9 protein-coding genes are annotated in these 18,804 nt (G+C 44.9%); all 9 read left to right on the top strand.

Features of this window, described 5'->3' with window-relative positions; all coding sequences use genetic code 11:
* Nucleotides 1–186: 186 nt before the first annotated feature.
* The 9 genes from AC1DCV_RS32090 to AC1DCV_RS32050 all read left to right on the top strand — a co-directional run bounded on the left by AC1DCV_RS32090 (nt 187) and on the right by AC1DCV_RS32050 (nt 18,782).
* Nucleotides 187–984, top strand: coding sequence for a class I SAM-dependent methyltransferase (locus AC1DCV_RS32090; RefSeq protein WP_477027010.1), 798 nt, complete (start codon nt 187–189; stop codon nt 982–984).
* Nucleotides 985–1,385: 401 nt separating this feature from the next.
* Nucleotides 1,386–4,613, top strand: coding sequence for a SusC/RagA family TonB-linked outer membrane protein (locus AC1DCV_RS32085; protein ID WP_477027009.1), 3,228 nt, complete (start codon nt 1,386–1,388; stop codon nt 4,611–4,613).
* A 27-nt stretch (nt 4,614–4,640) separates the two neighbouring features.
* Nucleotides 4,641–6,725, top strand: coding sequence for a RagB/SusD family nutrient uptake outer membrane protein (locus tag AC1DCV_RS32080; RefSeq protein ID WP_477027008.1), 2,085 nt, complete (start codon nt 4,641–4,643; stop codon nt 6,723–6,725).
* A gap of 52 nt (nt 6,726–6,777) precedes the next feature.
* Nucleotides 6,778–9,054, top strand: a complete 2,277-nt coding sequence (locus AC1DCV_RS32075) for an FAD-dependent oxidoreductase (RefSeq protein WP_477027007.1) — start codon at nt 6,778–6,780, stop codon at nt 9,052–9,054.
* A gap of 9 nt (nt 9,055–9,063) precedes the next feature.
* Entirely contained in the window at nt 9,064–10,782 is a 1,719-nt protein-coding gene (locus AC1DCV_RS32070) for a sodium:solute symporter family protein (RefSeq protein WP_477027006.1), read from the top strand.
* Entirely contained in the window at nt 10,779–12,971 is a 2,193-nt protein-coding gene (locus AC1DCV_RS32065) for a glycoside hydrolase family 95 protein (protein WP_477027005.1), read from the top strand. Before AC1DCV_RS32070 ends, AC1DCV_RS32065 begins: the two co-directional genes overlap by 4 nt.
* Before the next feature lie 142 nt (nt 12,972–13,113).
* Nucleotides 13,114–15,048, top strand: a complete 1,935-nt coding sequence (locus AC1DCV_RS32060; RefSeq protein WP_477027004.1) for a hypothetical protein — start codon at nt 13,114–13,116, stop codon at nt 15,046–15,048.
* Between the two features lie 259 nt (nt 15,049–15,307).
* Nucleotides 15,308–15,655: a hypothetical protein gene (locus AC1DCV_RS32055; RefSeq protein WP_477027003.1), complete on the top strand. Its 348-nt coding sequence runs from the start codon at nt 15,308–15,310 to the stop codon at nt 15,653–15,655.
* 103 nt (nt 15,656–15,758) lie between these two features.
* Complete coding sequence (locus AC1DCV_RS32050; RefSeq protein WP_477027002.1) at nt 15,759–18,782, top strand: SusC/RagA family TonB-linked outer membrane protein; 3,024 nt, start codon at nt 15,759–15,761, stop codon at nt 18,780–18,782.
* Nucleotides 18,783–18,804 lie beyond the last annotated feature (22 nt).

The following is an 18,804-nucleotide window of genomic DNA, read 5'->3' as shown; positions in this document are numbered from 1 at the left end:
GCTATGTACAAAGGGATATTCACCCTTGCGGCTTTGCTATGCCTGCAGGTGAGCTACGCGCAACAGTCTTAAACATTGATCCTGTTGGCAATTTTAGTTAACGCCGATAAAAGAAAGCCTTTATTAAAACAAACAGATCTGAAAAAGCTTGTCGCTTTTTCTTACATAAAATTCAAATCGTAATATATGAATAGTTATTTTTCTGGAGAAAAGCTGTACGGAGAGGATTTTTCGATAGGGGAAATAAAAAAATGGCACGAAGATGAGCGTGAAGGGTACGCAGGTCTGCTTGGTGGTCATAGAAATTACAACTACGGATATCATCATGTAAATATATTATATGGATACAGGTTTCTTAAAGGAAAACGATATCCAAGAGTTCTTGGTATAGGATCTGCTTACGGAAATGAATTCGAGCCCATAAAAGATTTGATAGATACGCTTTATATTCTTGAGCCCTCCGAAAATTTAATATCTGATGATATTTGGGGAGTTAAACCTTTTTATGTAAAACCTAATATCGATGGTACAATGGATTTTCCGGACAATTATTTTGATCTGATTGTTTGCTTTGATACCCTACATCATATTCCAAATGTAAGTTATATAGTATCGGAATCTTTTCGTTGTTTAAACCCTGGTGGCATTTTGCTGATGAAAGAGCCTATAAATAGTATGGGGGACTGGCGTGAGAGAAGAGCAGGGTTGACAAAACATGAACGCGGCATTCCATTGGATTATTTAAGAGCAAGCATCAAAGCTATCGGATTCAAAATTGTAAGAGAGAATGTCTTCTTTACAATGACCTCTTTTCTGGTTCGGAAAACTGAAATTTTTTTAGGTCAACCTATTTTCAAATATAAAACCTATGTTTTAATTGATAAGTATTTGTCAAAGGTCCTTAAATGGAATATCTCATATCATCCCAAAAATATGCTTAAAAGAATTGCACCATCTAGTGTTTTCTTTGTGCTCTCGAAGTAAGTAAACTGGTATTTGTATTGTGAAATGTCCCCCCGTATCGGCCGGCTGAATGGTTACTATGCTGATGATGATGTTCGAAGTATTATAAGCAATCGCTTTGCGGGCCAAAGTTTCGATCGCATGGTGGCTGATCGGAGGAAGGAGATGAAGATGAATGTAAATGAAGCTGTATGGAATGAATTGGGGGAGATGTGAAAAAAATAGGACCAACGGGAACGTTCCCGGCCACAAAATTTCAGTAAACGTTGAATCAGTAAGGATTTGCATTAGTTTCGAAGAACCAATACCACGTATGAGGAGTAAACACGTTTTGAACAATACTTAATTTATCCACGCTTTTATGAAAAATAGTCAGTTTCCGGATTAATAGGGTTACCGGACTGTCGACCAAAAAAAATGATATGCAAAAAAGAATCTTGCAAGCATTGACAATAACTGTCTGCTTATTCCTATCATCTATTGCGCAAGCGCAAAAAATTACCGCCACTGCAAAAATAAAACTGGAAACAGGCGACCCGGCTGAATCTGTATCCATACTGGTGAAGGGTACAAAACAGGGAACAACTACCAATGGCAGCGGCGTGTTTTCTATTACTGTAAATCCGACAGATGTGCTGGCGATCACTTTTGTGGGATATAAGCATTTGGAGTACCCGGCTTCCCGGCTACCGGCTACCATTTATCTCCAGCCAGCTGTGGCTGACCTCAACGATTTTGTCGTAATTGGTTATGAAAGCAAAAGGAAAAGAGATCTGACTACTTCCGTAACAAAAGTGGATACAAAAAATAATATAGAAGGTGGATATGCTAACTTTCAACAGTTGATTGGTGGCCGGGCTGCCGGCGTACAGGTAATGGAAAACAGTGCTGAGCCCGGAGGTGGTATCAGTATTGAAATCAGGGGGATAAATTCCATCAGCTATTCTACTCAGCCACTGTATGTGATAGATGGTATTCCCTTTAATATGCCTGAAACTAATCTGTCTAATGGCGCAACAGGCCTTGCTTCTTCCAGTACGTCCAATCCACTTTCCATGCTCAATCCCGATGATATTGAAAGTATCGAGATCCTGAAGGATGCTGCGGCCACCGCCATTTATGGTTCGAGAGGATCCAATGGTGTAGTGCTTATTACCACTAAAACGGGTAAAGTAGGGAAAATAAGAGTGACCTTAAATGCCAATCGTTCCGGTTCTGCCCCTTCAAAAAATGTGAAGGTATTGGGGGCCAGGGATTACGCTACCTATGTAAATGAAGCCTGGGCATACCGCAAAGCAATTGGCTTCAATACGACCGCTATACAGCCTTATCTTCCATCTGAAATTGATTCCCTTAAATCGTATGATCACCAACGGGAACTGGAGCAGGTGGCGCCAGCTACAGATATATACACCAGCATTTCTGGTGGCGATGCAAAAAATAAAGTTTTTGTCTCCGGTCAATATTATTTTCTCGACGGTATCATCCCTGGTAGTTCCATGAAAAGGTATAATGGGAAGATCACTTATGAAGGGAAACTTCATCCGGATGTTACTTTTACGGCAAGTGCCAACATCACCAATTCTGTGCGGAATGGGCAGCCCAACGGCACCTTGTCCAATAAAGTATTGGGTTGGGCCCCTTCTTCACCGCTGATTAATCCCGATGGAAACCTCAATTATCTGTCCACTTACCAGTATGGCTATGGGCAGGCGACTATGGCAGATGTGGCCCGGGGAAGAATCATTTATTATAATCCCCGGTTCGATGCCGCTACCGTCAGAGGGCTGGCAGCTACCAACCATCCTCTGGAATATGATGGGGACAAGGGCGTGAAAAACGTTTATACCGCTTCTCAGTTGCTGGCAAATTTCGGGTTGAACTGGAATGTTTCCAGAGAATTTACGGTAAGCACAAAACTCGGGATTACAAGTTTCAATAATTTGCTGGAGAATTACACGCCCAATACCTACATCAACTCCGCCAGTACTTTGAAAGGTGCCGCCAGTACAGGCACCTCGCAAAATAACGGCTTACTTTATCAGGTACAGGCAAATTATAACAAGCGTTTGGGTAAAGATCATTTCTTATCGGCTTTCGCAGTAGCATCCGCTGAAAAGTTTGTATCCAAGTCGCAAACCGCGTCCACACAGGGATTTACCTCTAATATTACCAGTTATAATTCCCTTCAGTCAGGCTCGTCGCCAGGTATTCCTTATTCCTCCTATAATGGCAATCAGCTGGTATCAGGCATTGTCAGTACATCTTATAATTACAAATCTACTTATTACCTCAGCGCTTCCGGCCGTGTAGATGGTACTTCCAAATTTATAGGAAATGAGCGGTATGGGATATTTCCTGCACTGAGTGCTGCCTGGCGTATGAACCAGGAAAAGTGGTTTGCGCCGCTGCGATCTGTCATCAGCGATCTGAAATGGCGTGCCAGCTGGGGAATTGTTGGTAATCAATCTATACCATCCTATTCCACCATCGGTACATTGAGTGTAGCCAGCGTGGTATTCGGAAATACATTAAATATCGGTGTTGCACCAACCGGATTACCCAATCCAATGCTCGTATGGGAAAGGTCTAAGTCTATTAACCTGGGTGCTGATATGGGTTTTTTTAACGATAGGGTTTCACTTACTGCTGAAGTGTACAGCAAGAAAACGGACGGCTTGTTGTTCAGTACTACTCCGCCATTAACCAGTGGCTATACTTCGCTTACAAAGAATGTGGCCTCCCTTTCCAATGAAGGCATTGAATTTAGCGCAGGAGTGAAGGTTATCAACACTAAAGATGTAAAATGGAATATAGATGCAAATATTGGTTTTAACAGGAACCGCATAGATCAATTGTCGGGAGGAAATGGAGAATACCTCGACGTTAACCAGGTGGGTGGAAGTGCCTATTTATTTCGCGTACAACCGGGACAACCTATTGGCCAGTTTTATGGTCTGAAAACTATTGGCGTGTGGACGGATGAAACCATTAATAAAAAACCGGCTGATTTTCAGCCAGGGGTTAAAGAAGGCGCCAGACGGTATGCCGATCTCAATAATGATGGTTTGCTCAATGATGCAGACCGGACATACCTTGGCAGTGCATTACCTAAATTCTTTGGTGGATTCAGTTCCTCCATTGCTTACAAAAATTTTGAATTGTCTACATTCTTCAGCTATTCTGTAGGTAATAAAATCTTCAACTACTATGAGATTTATAACAGTGGCTCATACGGAGGCCTCGCCAATTTCCGGAAAGACCTTTTTGATCAGCGTTACAGAATGATAACACCTGATATGAATGAAAAGGAAGTAGAACAGGTTCGTAAGAACAACAACGTAACAAAAGTGCAGGTTTCCGGTACGATACTCAATCCACGTGAATCCACTGATTATTACCTGGAAGATGGTACCTATCTGAGATGCCGCGATATTACGTTGTCATGGACGATGCCCGCATCCATTATCAAGCGTTTAAACCTGGCCGGCGTTAAGTGCTATGCGAATTTCCAGAATATGTTTACACTAACATCCTATTCAGGTTATAATCCGGAAGTCAATACCGGAACCGGTCTTTCCCGTGGCGTGGATGGAGGTACAACACCCATTACCCGCTCGGTACGCCTTGGAATAAATGTTAATTTTTAATGTAAATGCCATCTGAAAATAATCGTTATGAAAAGAACTGAATTGATGCTCATATGCGGACTTTTATTGTGTGTTTCCTGTAAGAAATTTCTCGAGGAAGATCCAAGATCTGTCATTACGCTCACAAATTTTTACGCTACAGATGCTGATGCCATCGCCGCTGTAAATGGTGTTTATCAGGCGATGAGAACCGAAGTGATAGATATGAATACCATGGAGTCGCTCGAAATGATCTCTGATGATGGAATATTAGTGCCTACTAACATAGGGGCGAATATAGAGCTGGAAAATCTGACCTATACCTCACAGCATGCTGATATAAAGGCGATGTGGTCAACGCCATACCGCGTGATCGAACGAGCCAATAATGTGATCGCATATGCAAATGATTCTTCCAAAATCACCCCGAAAATTATAACACGGGTACAGGCAGAAGCACGGTTCCTGCGTGCCTTTTATTATTTCCGGCTGGTGCAACTTTTCGGTGATGTGCCTTTGTTGACGGACCCGGCAAGCGTGGATCCGGATAACCTGAGGCCTGCGCGCACCCCGGCAGCAGACGTATATAAAAAGATCATTGAAGACCTTCAGTATGCTGAAGTAAACCTGGATGATACCTATACCTATAATGACAATAATGGTGGCCGTGCCACAAAGGCGGCCGCAAAGGCGCTGTTGGGCAAAGTATATCTAACAATGGCAGGATACCCATTAAGAGACGCGTCGAAATACCAGCTGGCGGCGGATAAATTAAAAGAGTTGATGGATAACAAGGCGGTGTATAAAATAGATTTGAATACAAGCTATACCAATATTTTCAGTACGGCAGCCTCCAACAAATCTGCCGATAAGGAACGGATCTTTTATAGCAAAGGAACTTCCGGAATGCCAGCCAATGCATTGGCATATACACGAATGAAGTATAACTATGTCTATAGTACCATGATGAATGTTTCGTCCGACTTTTCAAAACCATATATTTTCACGGCAGGAACAGATGGTTATAGTGACCTGGTGGGAGGAGTAAAAGTTCCTGCTGTTCAGGTAGATGATGCTATTTCCAGTGCGTTGCCAATTGGATTTACTTTCAGGTTTGGAGGATTCCCGGTAGATAAATTTTATATGAGCAGCAATGGCTTTATTAGTTTCGCATCCCGGGTGAATGCCGCGCCTGTCCTTAATGTAACGAAAGATCAGGTGATAGCGCCCTTAATTGATAACCTGAACGGATATGGAGGAGAGGCTTCCTATGCCACGTCCGGTACGGCTCCTAACCGGGTATTGACGGTGCAGTGGAAAAACTGGGGCTGGAGAACCGGCACCACCATTGCCAACAATATCAGCTTCCAGGTAAAGTTATATGAAGCCGACGGAAAAATTCAAATGATCTATAACCAGACCGGCGCCCCTGTCAATAGCGGTATTGCCGCGGTAGGTATGCGCACCAACAGTTTCTTTTGCAGCATCAGCAATTCGGCAACAAGCCCTGATTTTAATTGGGTAAGTGGCACCAGTGCTGTTAGTACAAGTGTGAAAAGCTTTCAGCCGGGACAGGTATTTACAATTACCCCAAACCCACAGGCGCTATATGAATGGGCGGACCCCCGCATGAGTGTAAATGTAAGCAATAACAACCGGGCCTGTAAATACAATGACGAGCTTACCACAAGTGTTACCGATAATGCCGATGATTTTATCTGGTTACGTTATTCAGATGTATTGTTAATGTATGCAGAAGCATTGACCAACCTGGGCGGAGCCGCTAATACGGACCTGGCACTGTTGCAACTGAATCAAATCCGGCAGGCGCATGGTGGTACTTACGGCACACCGGCCATGCCACTATTGGCTGATCTGACCTACAACTCTCCCGAAGAGTTGATGACCCTGATTCGTCTGGAAAGAAGAAGGGAACTGGCCTTTGAATGCCATCGCTGGTTTGATCTAAAGCGCTGGGGGATACTCCCAGGTACTATACGCGCCCATCTGGCAGATGAATATAATCAGCCTGAAAGTGAATTCAGTTATGTTAATGACAACATGAATTTATTACCTATTCCCTATTCCGATATTGCCAATAATCCTAATCTCACTCAAAATGCTGGATACTAGGTACACATGGGGAAGATGAATTTTATTTCAATGAATCTAAATATTATAAAAAATGCAGGTTAGCAGGGAACAGGACTACAGACACCTGAATATTGTAAAAATGAAGGTGGATGTAGTGGTAACAGGTGGTGGACTTTCAGGTGTTTGTGCCGCGCTGGCGGCTGCAAGGGAAGGACAGCAGGTAGTATTGGTACAAGACAGGCCCGTGCTGGGAGGCAATGCTTCCAGCGAGGTACGGCTGTGGGTACTGGGCGCTACCTCTCACATGGGTAATAACAATCGCTGGGCACGGGAAGGCGGAATTGTAGATGAAATACTGGTGGAGAATATGTACCGTAACCCGGAAGGAAATCCGCTTATTCTGGATACTATTCTGCTTGAAAAAGTAACCGAGGAAAGTAATATTACATTGCTGCTCAATACCGCCGTATTTGATTTGCAAAAACTGGATGCAGACACTATTTATAGCGTGGAGGCTTTTTGCAGTCAGAATCAGCAACGGTACTTACTGGAAGGTGAAATGTTTATCGATGCTTCCGGCGATGGTATCGTTGGTTTTTTGGCCGGGGCTGCATTTCGTATCGGTGCCGAGTCAAAAGAAGAATTCGGCGAACTTTTCGCACCAACAGAAGAATATGGAGAGCTCCTGGGACATAGTCTTTATTTTTATTCCAAAGACACAGGGAAACCAGTAAAATACGTACCACCATCCTTTGCATTGAAGAACATTACGGATATTCCGCGTTACCGCTCTTTTAATGCAAAAGACTTTGGCTGTAAACTCTGGTGGATAGAATTTGGTGGTCGCCTTGATACGGTGGCAGATACCGAAAACATTAAATGGGAGTTATGGAAAGTTGTCTACGGCGTATGGGACTACATTAAAAATTCCGGCAATTTTCCGGAAGCGGAAAACCTCACGCTGGAATGGGTGGGCCACATACCCGGTAAACGGGAAAGCCGCCGCTTTGAAGGAGATTATATGATCCGGCAACAAGATATTGTGGAACAGCGGGAACACGAGGATGCGGTTTCTTTTGGAGGATGGAGCATAGATCTCCATCCGGCGGATGGCGTATTCAGTGAAAAGCCCGGATGTAATCAATGGCATAGCAAAGGCATTTATCAGATTCCTTACCGGTCGCTCTACAGCCGTAATATTAAAAACCTCTTTCTGGCCGGCCGTATTATCAGTAGTACACATGTGGCATTTGGTTCCACCCGCGTAATGGCCACTGCCGCTGCTGCCGCACAGGCTGTAGGCACAGCGGCGGCCTTATGCAACCGCTTAAAATTACAACCACAGGAACTCCTGAAAGAAGGACATATAGCCACCTTGCAGCAGTTACTGCTGGAACGGGGTTGTTATATTCCCAAGGTAGCACGATTGGATCCGCGCGATCTGGTGCAGCGGGCAAGTGTGCAGGCCAGCAGCAAATGGGGGCCTGCAGGCCTGCCAGGACATAATATACGTCGTCCGATAGATCAGTCTGCCGCCCAGATGGTGCCGTTGAAAGCGGGTAAGGTACCGGCATTTACATTCTATGCAACATCTGATGTGATTTCGAAACTTGCGGTGTCACTACGTATCAGCAGTGATCCCGGTAATTATACGCCGGAGGTAATCCTCGATCAACAAGTGTTGTTTATCGAGCCTGGCTACAATTGTCTGCAACTTACTTTCGATGTAGTATTGGAAAAGGATACTTATGTATTTATCACATTCGAAAAAAATCCTCATGTTTTTCTGTATTATTCCAAACATCGGGTAACCGGAATGCTGTCAGTTTTTAATCTGATTAATGTGGCAGTATCCAACTACGGCCGGCAGGATCCACCACCTGGTATAGGTATGGAGGCATTTGAATTCTGGTGCCCGGAGCGCAGGCCGCAGGGACAAAATATAGCATTTGAAGTAGCAGCACCATTGACGGTATTTGGTCCTGAAAATATTAAAAATGGGAATGATCGTCCTACCAACCAGCCAAACGCCTGGGTAGCAGACCTGGCAGACCCGCAACCTTCCCTCACGCTGCGGTGGGAAAAGCCGCAAACGATTTCCCGCATAGAACTGTATTTCGACACCGATTTTGATCATCCCATGGAAACGGTGCTCATGGGACATCCTGAGCGTGTAATGCCATTTTGTGTAAGGAATTACGTCATTGAAGATGCGAAGGGAAATGAAGTTTACAGGAAGACTGGTAATTATCAGTCACGAAATGTAGTGTTGCTAAAGGAACCTTTGTGCACGGATCAATTGGTTGTCAGATGTACGCATCCTGATGCGTACATACCGGCAGCCGTATTGGCTATCCGGTGTTATTAAAACATTGATATGATACATTTAGATTTTATTGTTTTAGCGATTTTTGCGCTATTGATCTTTGGTATAGGTCTCGCTTTTACAAGGGTTGGTAGCAAAAACGGGCAGGCTTTCTTCGAGGCAGGTGGTGAAACACCGTGGTGGATCAACGGCCTCTCTTTGTTTATCAGTTATTTTTCAGCCGGCACTTTCGTTGTATGGGGATCTATCGCCTATAAACACGGTTTAGTAGCTAATACCATTCAACTCACCATGGCTATCAGCGGTGGTATCGTAGCACTGTTTATTGCAAAACGCTGGAAGCGTACTGGTGTAAAAACAGCCGCTGAATATATTGGCCGGCGATTTAATACCGGCACACAGCAATTCTATACCTACCTGGTACTGGGACTTAGTCTTTTCACTACTGCCTCTGTATTATATCCTGTAGGGAAAATGGTGCAGGTGGCCACTCCTTATTCACTGGAAACCTGCATTATCATTATAGGGGTGATTATTGCCCTGTATACAGCCGCCGGCGGATTGTGGGCAGTGTTGGTCACAGATGTGGTGCAGTTTGTGATTTTGACTGCTTCGGTATTAATTGTGATACCCATTGCTTTTGAACATATAGGAGGGCCGGCCAATCTTGTTACCAAAGCTCCTCCCGATTTCTTCAAACTGTTTAATGATGAATATACCATTCCTTTTATGCTGGCTTTTGTAGTGTATCAAACCATGTATATCGGTGGTAACTGGAGTTATGTGCAACGGTATACCAGTGTCAGAAACGAAAAAAGCGCGGAGAAAGTAGCCTGGCTTTTTACTGTCCTGTACCTCGTCAGCCCTGTCATCTGGATGATCCCCCCGATGATTTATCGCATCATGAACCCGGATCTGGCGGGGCTGGGCGCAGAAGGCGCTTACATGATGGTATGTCAGAAAGTATTGCCGGCAGGGTTGATTGGGCTGGTGCTGGCAGGAATGATTTCGGCTACTTCCAGCAAGGCCAATACTACCATTAATTTAGCAGCTACTGTTTTTGCCACTGATATTTATAAAAAACTGATCAGGAAAGATGCCGGTGAAAAAGAGCAGATTTTTGTAGCAAGAATTTTCACGGTGCTATTTGGTATTTGTACAGTGATCATTGCTTTACTGATACCCAGAATAGGAGGCATCGTGGATTTTGTATTGAGCATAGCATCTTTCGCAGGTGGCGCTTTGTGTGCACCTATTATCTGGAGTTTATTTTCTCGGCGGCAAACGGCATTTTCTGTTGTTACCGTCACTATTACCATGCTGTTTGTAAACCTGTCGCTGAAACTGGCCGTGCCGGCCATCTTTGATTTCAGGTTTACTAAAACGTGGGAAACCATCATTGGTCAGGTTACACCGCTCCTCTTATTGTATGGCTTTGAAATGTATTACAAACTACGCGGAAGCATCAGCATCTCCGAATTTTTGACCGAACCACCGAAGGAAGCAGCCAACGATATCTTACAACACCAGGCGGCCACGGCGCAGAACAAATTCGGTATTCAGGTCATTGCCATTGCGATGGCAATGGTTGGACTGGGGGTATTGCTACTCGGTATCATCGCCACAAAAGCATCTGCCATTGTGATGGTAGTTGGCGGCTGCATTATAACAGGTGCAATCCTGATCGGATGGACCACCATAAGAAAAGATAAAAATATGATAACACAGGACAGAATAGAAGATAGTATTCAGATAAAGCAGAAGGTATGATGAAAAAAAATTACGCGCTGGTAATATTACTATGTTGCCATTTGCCATTGCTGATGGCGCAGCAACAAAGCAGCAAACAGGAGAAGGTACAGTTGATCAGCCAACGCCCTGCAACGGCGTGGCTGGAGGTCTTTCCTTTGGGCAACGGCGCATTGGGCACCATGATTTTTGGAGGCACTGACACCGACCGTATTCAGTTTAATGAAAGCTCACTTTGTACAGGTACTACCGACTCCATAGGATCCTATCAACCATTCGGAAACATTTATCTCCGCTGGGGCCATAGGGATACCAGCAATTATCAGCGAAAACTGCTACTCAACAATGGTGTGCAGGAAATTAGTTATGAAAATGAGGGAATAAATTATAGCAGACAATATTTCGTAAGTCATCCGGATCAGGCTTTTATTATGCATGCCAATGCGAGTCGTCCGGGGAAAATAAATGTAGAAATAATGCTGCGCGATGTAAGGTCTTCCCGAATACAGGTGAAGGGGGCGCGGATAACTTTTGCAGGAGATTTAAGAAATGGTATGAAGTACGAAGCCATCGTGCAGCTAATGCACAAGGGTGGCCGAATGCAACGCACGGATTCTTCTTTGATTATTCAACAGGCAGATGATCTAACCCTGCAGTTGGTGGCGGGTACCAGTTTTAAACCTTTCTCTGGTTATCATTATCTGGGTGAAGCCCCACATGCCAGGCTTTCCGCACAGCTGGACAAATTGCTGAAAAAACCATTTAAGCAACTTCAATCAGCGCACTACCAGGATTTTTCTTCACTTTTTAACAGGGTAACTTTGCATCTGGGGGCTGCGAATGAAAGCCCTGTAACAGAAAGACTTTTAACCTATAGCAAGGGGGCCGGAGATCCTGCGTTGGAAGCCTTATTGTTTCAGTATGGTCGTTATCTCCTGATCAGCGCTTCCCGTAAAGGCTCACTGCCAGCCAATCTGCAAGGAATCTGGAATGATGATTTGAAGCCTGCATGGTATTCTCAATATACTACCAACATCAATATCCAGATGAATTACTGGTTGGCAGAACCTACCAATTTGTCTGAATGCCATTTCCCTTATTTCAACTGGGTGGAAAATCTCGCCACAGTAAATAAACAGAGCAGCGATAGTGCATTAAAAGTTCCGGCAGGCTGGGTAGCTTATAGTACCAATAATATTATGGGAGGTCCCAGCAAATGGCGGATGCACCGTCCGGGCAGCGCCTGGCTTGTACAGCATTTCTGGGAGCACTACGCATATACCGGCGATACCACTTTTCTCCGCCAAAGAGCTTTTCCGTTATTAAAAGAAATTGTTCAGTATTGGGAAGCACACCTGGTTAAACGTGCTGATGGAAAACTAATTACCCCTGATGGCTGGTCACCGGAACACGGTCCAGGTAAGAAGGAAGGCGATAAGCGTCCTTATCCGGGCGCCAGTTACGATCAACAGATTGTGTATGACCTGTTCAGCAATTACCTCGCTGCTGCCGCTGTTCTTAAAACAGATGAGGTAATGCAACAGCAGGTGACTTTGCTTCAGGGGAATTTATTAGGTCCACAGGTGGGCAAGTGGGGGCAACTGCAGGAATGGATGGAGGATGTGGATGATTCCACAGATCATCATCGTCATAGCTCTCACCTTTTCGCGGTGTATCCGGGGCACTGGATCACGCCACAGCAAACACCTGCATGGGCGTGGGCAGCGGAGCAGTCGTTGTTGGCGCGGGGTATGGAAAGTACCGGATGGAGTACCGCATGGCGAATCAATATTTGGGCAAGACTAGGGAAAGGCAATCACGCACATGAACAAATGCAGCGGCTCATCCGGCCCGCAATAGCGGCGGGTAGTGGCGAAAAAAGCGGACTATATCCCAATCTTTTTGATGCGCATCCGCCCTTCCAGATCGATGGCAATTTTGGTTACACCGCCGGTGTTGCAGAGATGCTGCTGCAGAGTCTTGATGGGGAAATTTATTTGTTGCCGGCCTTACCGGACGCATGGCCGGAAGGATATGTAAAAGGGCTGAAAGCCAGGGGAAATGTAACGGTTGACATTTATTGGAGTGACCACCGCTTGGAAAAGGCCGTACTCAAAGCCGCCCATACAGGTACTTATAATGTGCAGTATGGTCGTATCATCCGGCAGTTTTTATTAGAAGGAGGAAAACCTCAGGTGATCAATCTTTAAATGATAATTTAAATCAGTTAGCATAATGCGATTAAAGGACATTCAACCAGACGTACACAGTTGCCGGACGCCATGAAAATCGTTTATTGAAATCATTCCGGAAGTAGCAGGTTATTATGAATAAATAATACAATTGAAAAAAGTGAGTAAAATATATATTGCCATATGGCTTCTTTGTATTGTGCTATCGCAGGCAGCGATAGCACAATCGGATGCCCTGCAAAGAGTACTTGTTAACCAGGCCGGGTATAACAAGGGAGAGTCCAAGCGCCTGGTGGCCTGGGGAATATCTGATGGCACACCATTTACCATTGAAGGAGCTGTAACAGGACGTGTTTTATATAAAGGTACCATCAGCGGTTATAGCGGTGATTTTACGGCATTCAATCCGGCTTATCCCGGCACCGAGGAATATGTGGCAAAGGTAAATGGATTAACAGCTTCCGTGCCTTTCCAGGTAAGTCCATTTTTCCAGGAATTACTTTCTTCCAAATTGGCATATGAATTTTTTATAGATGTGCGCGGATCTACTGATCCTGAACATTCGGATGAAGCAAAAGTGTATGGAGGTGGCCCTTCCCGCGATGGAGGAGCCTTTACCCTCGAAGCTCCCTTCGAACTATTATTCTATGCATCTAATCCTGCCCTCTTTGATAACTGGAAAAAAGAAATGGGGAAAGATACAATTCCGGATTTGATAGCGCTTATTTTATGGCATGCAGAATTTGCCTATTATCACCTGAAGTATAATGGTCCGGTGGCTACCCGGCATGGTTGGCTGGGTTATGATGGAACGCCAAAAATGAAATACGATTATTGGAATACCCTTGATCAGCTGGCGGCGGTATGTGCCGCTTATCATACTTTTCTGAAACCATATTTATCTGAAGAAAAATACCAACGTTACCGTCATGCCTGCCTTGAAAATTGGAAGGCTTACGACCGGCATAAAGAAGTTCGTTACTGGACTTACAGTACCAAGTGGGTGGATCCCGGTTACCAGGAATTCAACGAAATGGGTAATGCATTCGGGCAGTCTGTATTCCGTAACCTGTTCATGTATTTGTGTGAACAGCAGGAGAAAGATGGAAAACCTGAACAGTTTCTGCACTGGGCACAGGAAGGTGCGGAAGATATCATCCACAACTGGAATTTCAATAATCCGCGGCATATGTGGTGGATCAGGAATGCGGAGCATATTACGCCTCAGGCATTGGCGTTCTTTCTTTTAGTGGCGCCGGAAAAAGCACCGGCAGGTACAAGTGGAAAGCTGCAGGGTTGGTTGGATTTTATTCTCTCGAATAGCCGCAACCCCTGGGAGTACCGGGTACATAGTGATACGGAATGGGCGCATCCTAAAACAAAAGAACTGGGTGGTGCGCCGGCTCTCGGTGGAAGTATTTTTGCCGCCGCATATGTCCTTAATAAGCCCGCTGCCAGGGAACAGGCATGGTCGCAAATCAATTTCGTATTCGGCCTTAATCCGCTGGGAGCACATTTCAGTAATAAGAGCACTGAACGATTAAATATCGATGGTTATTGGAAAGGCGTAGAATATGGCTGGCCACAGGCGCATCCTAATGGGTTTGGTAAACTAGGACTAGTGAGAGGCACACTGGACGGCACTCCGCTGGATGCTGATTTTCCACGTCTGCCCCATCAGGTTACCGCAATAAAATCAGATACCATCACTGATAAGATTGGGTCACATCCCTATGCCACCGAAGGCTGGGCTATTTCAAACCGGGGTTGGATGGCCACGCTCACTTTTGCATCCCTGCATGCGATTAACATACAATTTGTTGATGCCGCCGGCCGGCCGCTGAAAAGGGCGAAGAAAGGTGCAGCGATTTTTATTGAATTAAAAGCACCGCTCGATATTCACCCGGATATACCAGATTGGGGATGGGTGGAATTAAAGACAGGTGAAGATAAGGTGAAGAGGATAGCGGTGAAAGAAACAGGACCAGCTACCGGTATATTTCGCACAGTTATGCCATTATCGTACGCCAAAAAATATGTAGCAGGATATGGATACTGGGGCTTTAGAAAAACAGCGGTATTGAAAGTACCGTGAAACAATAAAGGATAATGATTAAAAAAAACCTTAGTTCGGCTTTATAAAGTACCCCATAGTACGTTTCACTTTATAGTTTTCAATTGACTGGCGGTAATAGACTGCTATGTTGGCGTAGCCTTGCCCTTACTTTTTGAATGATCAGGTACTTAATCCCCGTATCTGACAAGTATTTTTTATAAAACATTCGTTGTCTGGAAACCATGTAGAAGCTGAATAAAGTTTTCTATTTATTCTTTAACAATTTTAAAAAAATGTTATGCAAAATGGTTTATCGGTGATGTCATTGCGACCAGCTACAATTCGACTTCGTATACTTTTATTCCTGTTGTTTTTTTTCGGTAGTACATTATTGGCCCAATCGGCTGCAGGTGATGTAAAGAAGACAGAAAGTACAGGTGGAATTATGGTTAGGGCCGATGCGGTAGCTTTCACCAAACAAGGCTCGCCTTTATCTGCGCTGCATCCACCTCTTGAAACGCTGCGTACTTCCTTCGCGGTGTCCACTCCCGTTACCACCATTGCCGACAAGCAAGGCAGACTGATGCAGGTAACAAATGATGGAAAAACGAAAGTGCAAAAAAATGTAAAACTGGATAAGCAGTGATTACTATTCAGGATATTTCCGGATTCCAACAGGATCCGGGAACATCCTGAATAGTTACTGCAGCAAAATTAAACGTCATGTTTAGCAAATAAAAAACAGCAGAATGAAATACCTACATCAATTAATTTTTTTGTTGTGCCTCGGAGTTACACTGTTTCCCTGTAGAGGAAAGGCACAGGTGGTGATCCACAGCATTTCAGGTAAGGTAATAGCGGAAGATGGCAGCCCTTTACCCGGTGTCAGTATCCAGCCAAAGAATGGTCCCGGCGCCACCATTACTGATGCCAGTGGGAATTTTAGCATCAGGGATATTTCAGTGGGTGCTGTGCTTCGTTTTACTTTTCAGGGATATGATCCTGTGCAGATGAAAGTGGATGAGCGCACCATGTATCAGGTAATGCTTAAAGCTGATACCAAACAACTGGGAGAAGTGAGGGTAGTAGGCTATGGTACCCAGCGTAAAGCGGCTACTACGGGTTCTATTGCCTCCATCAAAGCGGCGGATATCACGCAAACGCCCATCGCCAATGTGGCGCAGGGTCTTGCTGCCCGCGTGCCTGGCGTACAGATTACGCAAAATAATGCCGCCCCCGGCGGTAGTATCAGTGTGCGTATCCGTGGCACAAATTCTATTAACGGATCTTCGGAGCCACTGTTTATTATAGATGGCATTCAGATCGCAAATGGTGGCGGCCTTACGGATGTCAGCCCCTTATCGACCATTAATCCGTCCGACATCGAATCCGTAGATATCCTGAAAGATGCATCTGCTACCGCCATTTATGGCGCGCGGGCTGCTAATGGCGTTGTACTCATTACCACCAAGCGGGGAAAAGCAGGCATTACCAAAGTGCAGGCAGACGTATATTATGGTATCCAGCAAGTCACCAAAACGCTCAAAATGCTGGATGCGGCGGGATTTGCCAAATTGGAGAATGAGGTATATCACAGTAATATTTATCCGAACCCGGATTCATTGGGTAAGGGCACGGATTGGCAGGATGTGGTACTGCGTCAGGCTCCTATTCAAAGTTACCAGGTGGCAGTAAGCGGAGGGGCCGAGAAAACGGTTTTCTCTCTTTCCGCCAACTATTTCAAACAAGAAGGCATTGTGATCAATTCTGATTTGAGCCGTGTTTCACTTCGGGCCACCCTCGATCACAACATAAGTAAGGCTGTTAAGACCGGCGTTAGTATACTCACCAGCTATACCGACAATAACGCCGTTGCCGCCAATACCAATCCTACAGACGGCACTACTGTGACCAGTGGCATTTTGGGCGCAGCGCTCAGTGCCCCACCGACACTGGTACCTTACAGAGAAGATGGAAGCACTTATCCTATCAGCGACCAGTTTAATAGCCGCTACCGGGAAGTTCCCAGTCCGGTTGGAATGGCAGCAAAACTTAACCGTCGCAATATCCGCCGCTCGCTGATCAATGTATATGTGGAAGCTAAGTTGCTGAAAGATCTTACTTATAAATCCAATTTTAATGTGGATCTGTCTTCTCAGCTCAATGATTCTTATTCACCACTTTCTATTTTGGGAAAGCCGGAGATAAATCCCAATTCGGGCAGCGCCGGTAAGACCAATATCAACACCTTTAACTGGTTGCACGAAAGTATTCTCACCTATAACAAGGATTTTGGTATACATAACCTGAAATTCACCGGTGTATGGGCTACGCAGGCTAACAACTATAACGATAATAGTATTACGGCAAATGGTTTCCCTAATGATGCTACTACTAATGAAGCAATTCAGTTATCGTTGAACCGTACCGTGAGTAGTAACCGTACCAAAGAGGCACTCAATTCTTATATGGGCCGTGTTAACTATGGCCTGGCGAATAAATACTTCCTCGATCTTACTGCACGGTATGATGGTGCTTCGAAGTTTGGCGCCAATAATAAATGGGGGTTCTTTCCCGCAGTAGGGATGGCGTGGCGAATAATAGAAGAACCTTTTTTGAAAAATAGCAAATGGATCAGCGACCTTAAGCTGCGGGCCACCTATGGCGCTACCGGTAATGCCGCCGCCATAGGGCCTTACCAGTCACTCGCGTTGGAAGGCCCCGGCAGTAATTATCAGTTCAATCATTTGTATGCTACTGGTATCAGCCCAACTGGTATTCCCAACAAGGATTTGCGCTGGGAAAAGTCCACGCAGGCCATGGTAGGTGTGGACTTCGGTATTTTGCAGGACCGGATCAATTTTGTAGTGGAAGCCTACAATAAGGAAACCCGGGACCTCCTTTTCATGCGTAATTTGCCGCTTTCCTCAGGTTATGCTTCTATCACCGGCAACTTTGCCAGCATACGTAACAAAGGGCTCGAAATATCTGCTGATGCGAAGATATTAACCGGTAAACTGAAATGGAATGCGAATGCCAATATCTCTTTTAACCGCAACAAATTGTTAAGTCTGCAGGGAAATACCAATGAGTATGTGTTGAATCCCTTTAGTGTGTTAAGAGTAGGGGAGCCGCTTGGGATATTTAAAACGTATGTTTTCGATGGCATTTATCAAACTGGTGAAACTATATTGCCAGGTAGTGGTAGCCGCACGGGAGGGGTAAAAGTAAAGGATCTGAATAATGATAAGCAGATTACCGGCGGCGATCAGCGTGTTACCGGTCAGGCCAATCCCCGATACACGATTGGTTTTTCTTCCAATCTGCGGTACGGCTCATGGGATCTCAGTTTCTTTCTTGCCGGGGTGCAGGGCAACCAGATTTTTAACCTCAGTCGCTACTCCTTCGAAAATGCACCGGGAGGCAAAAATGTATTAGCAGGTATGGCCAACCGCTGGTCGCCCGATAATCCTAATAATGAATATCCCAGTGGTTTTCAGGGAGGCCGTACACCGGTTTCTGATCGCTTTGTGGAAGACGGTTCCTATGTGCGGTTAAAAAATATCAGCCTGGGTTATAAACTGCCAAAGATAAAGGGTATTACAAACGGCAGGGTATACATCAGTGCTAATAATCTCTTTACTATTACCCGTTATAGCGGATACGATCCGGAAGTCAATTCGTTTGGTGGGTCCAATACCGTCATTGGAGTAGACAATATTGTTTATCCGGCTGCGAAGTCGCTGATGATAGGATTGCAATTAGGATTGTAAATTTTTTTCCAATACGCGAAAA

This window comes from Chitinophaga sp. 10T418 (assembly GCF_056394125.1).
Note: the sequence above shows the minus strand (reverse complement) of the source record. Positions and strands in the feature narration are given on the sequence as shown.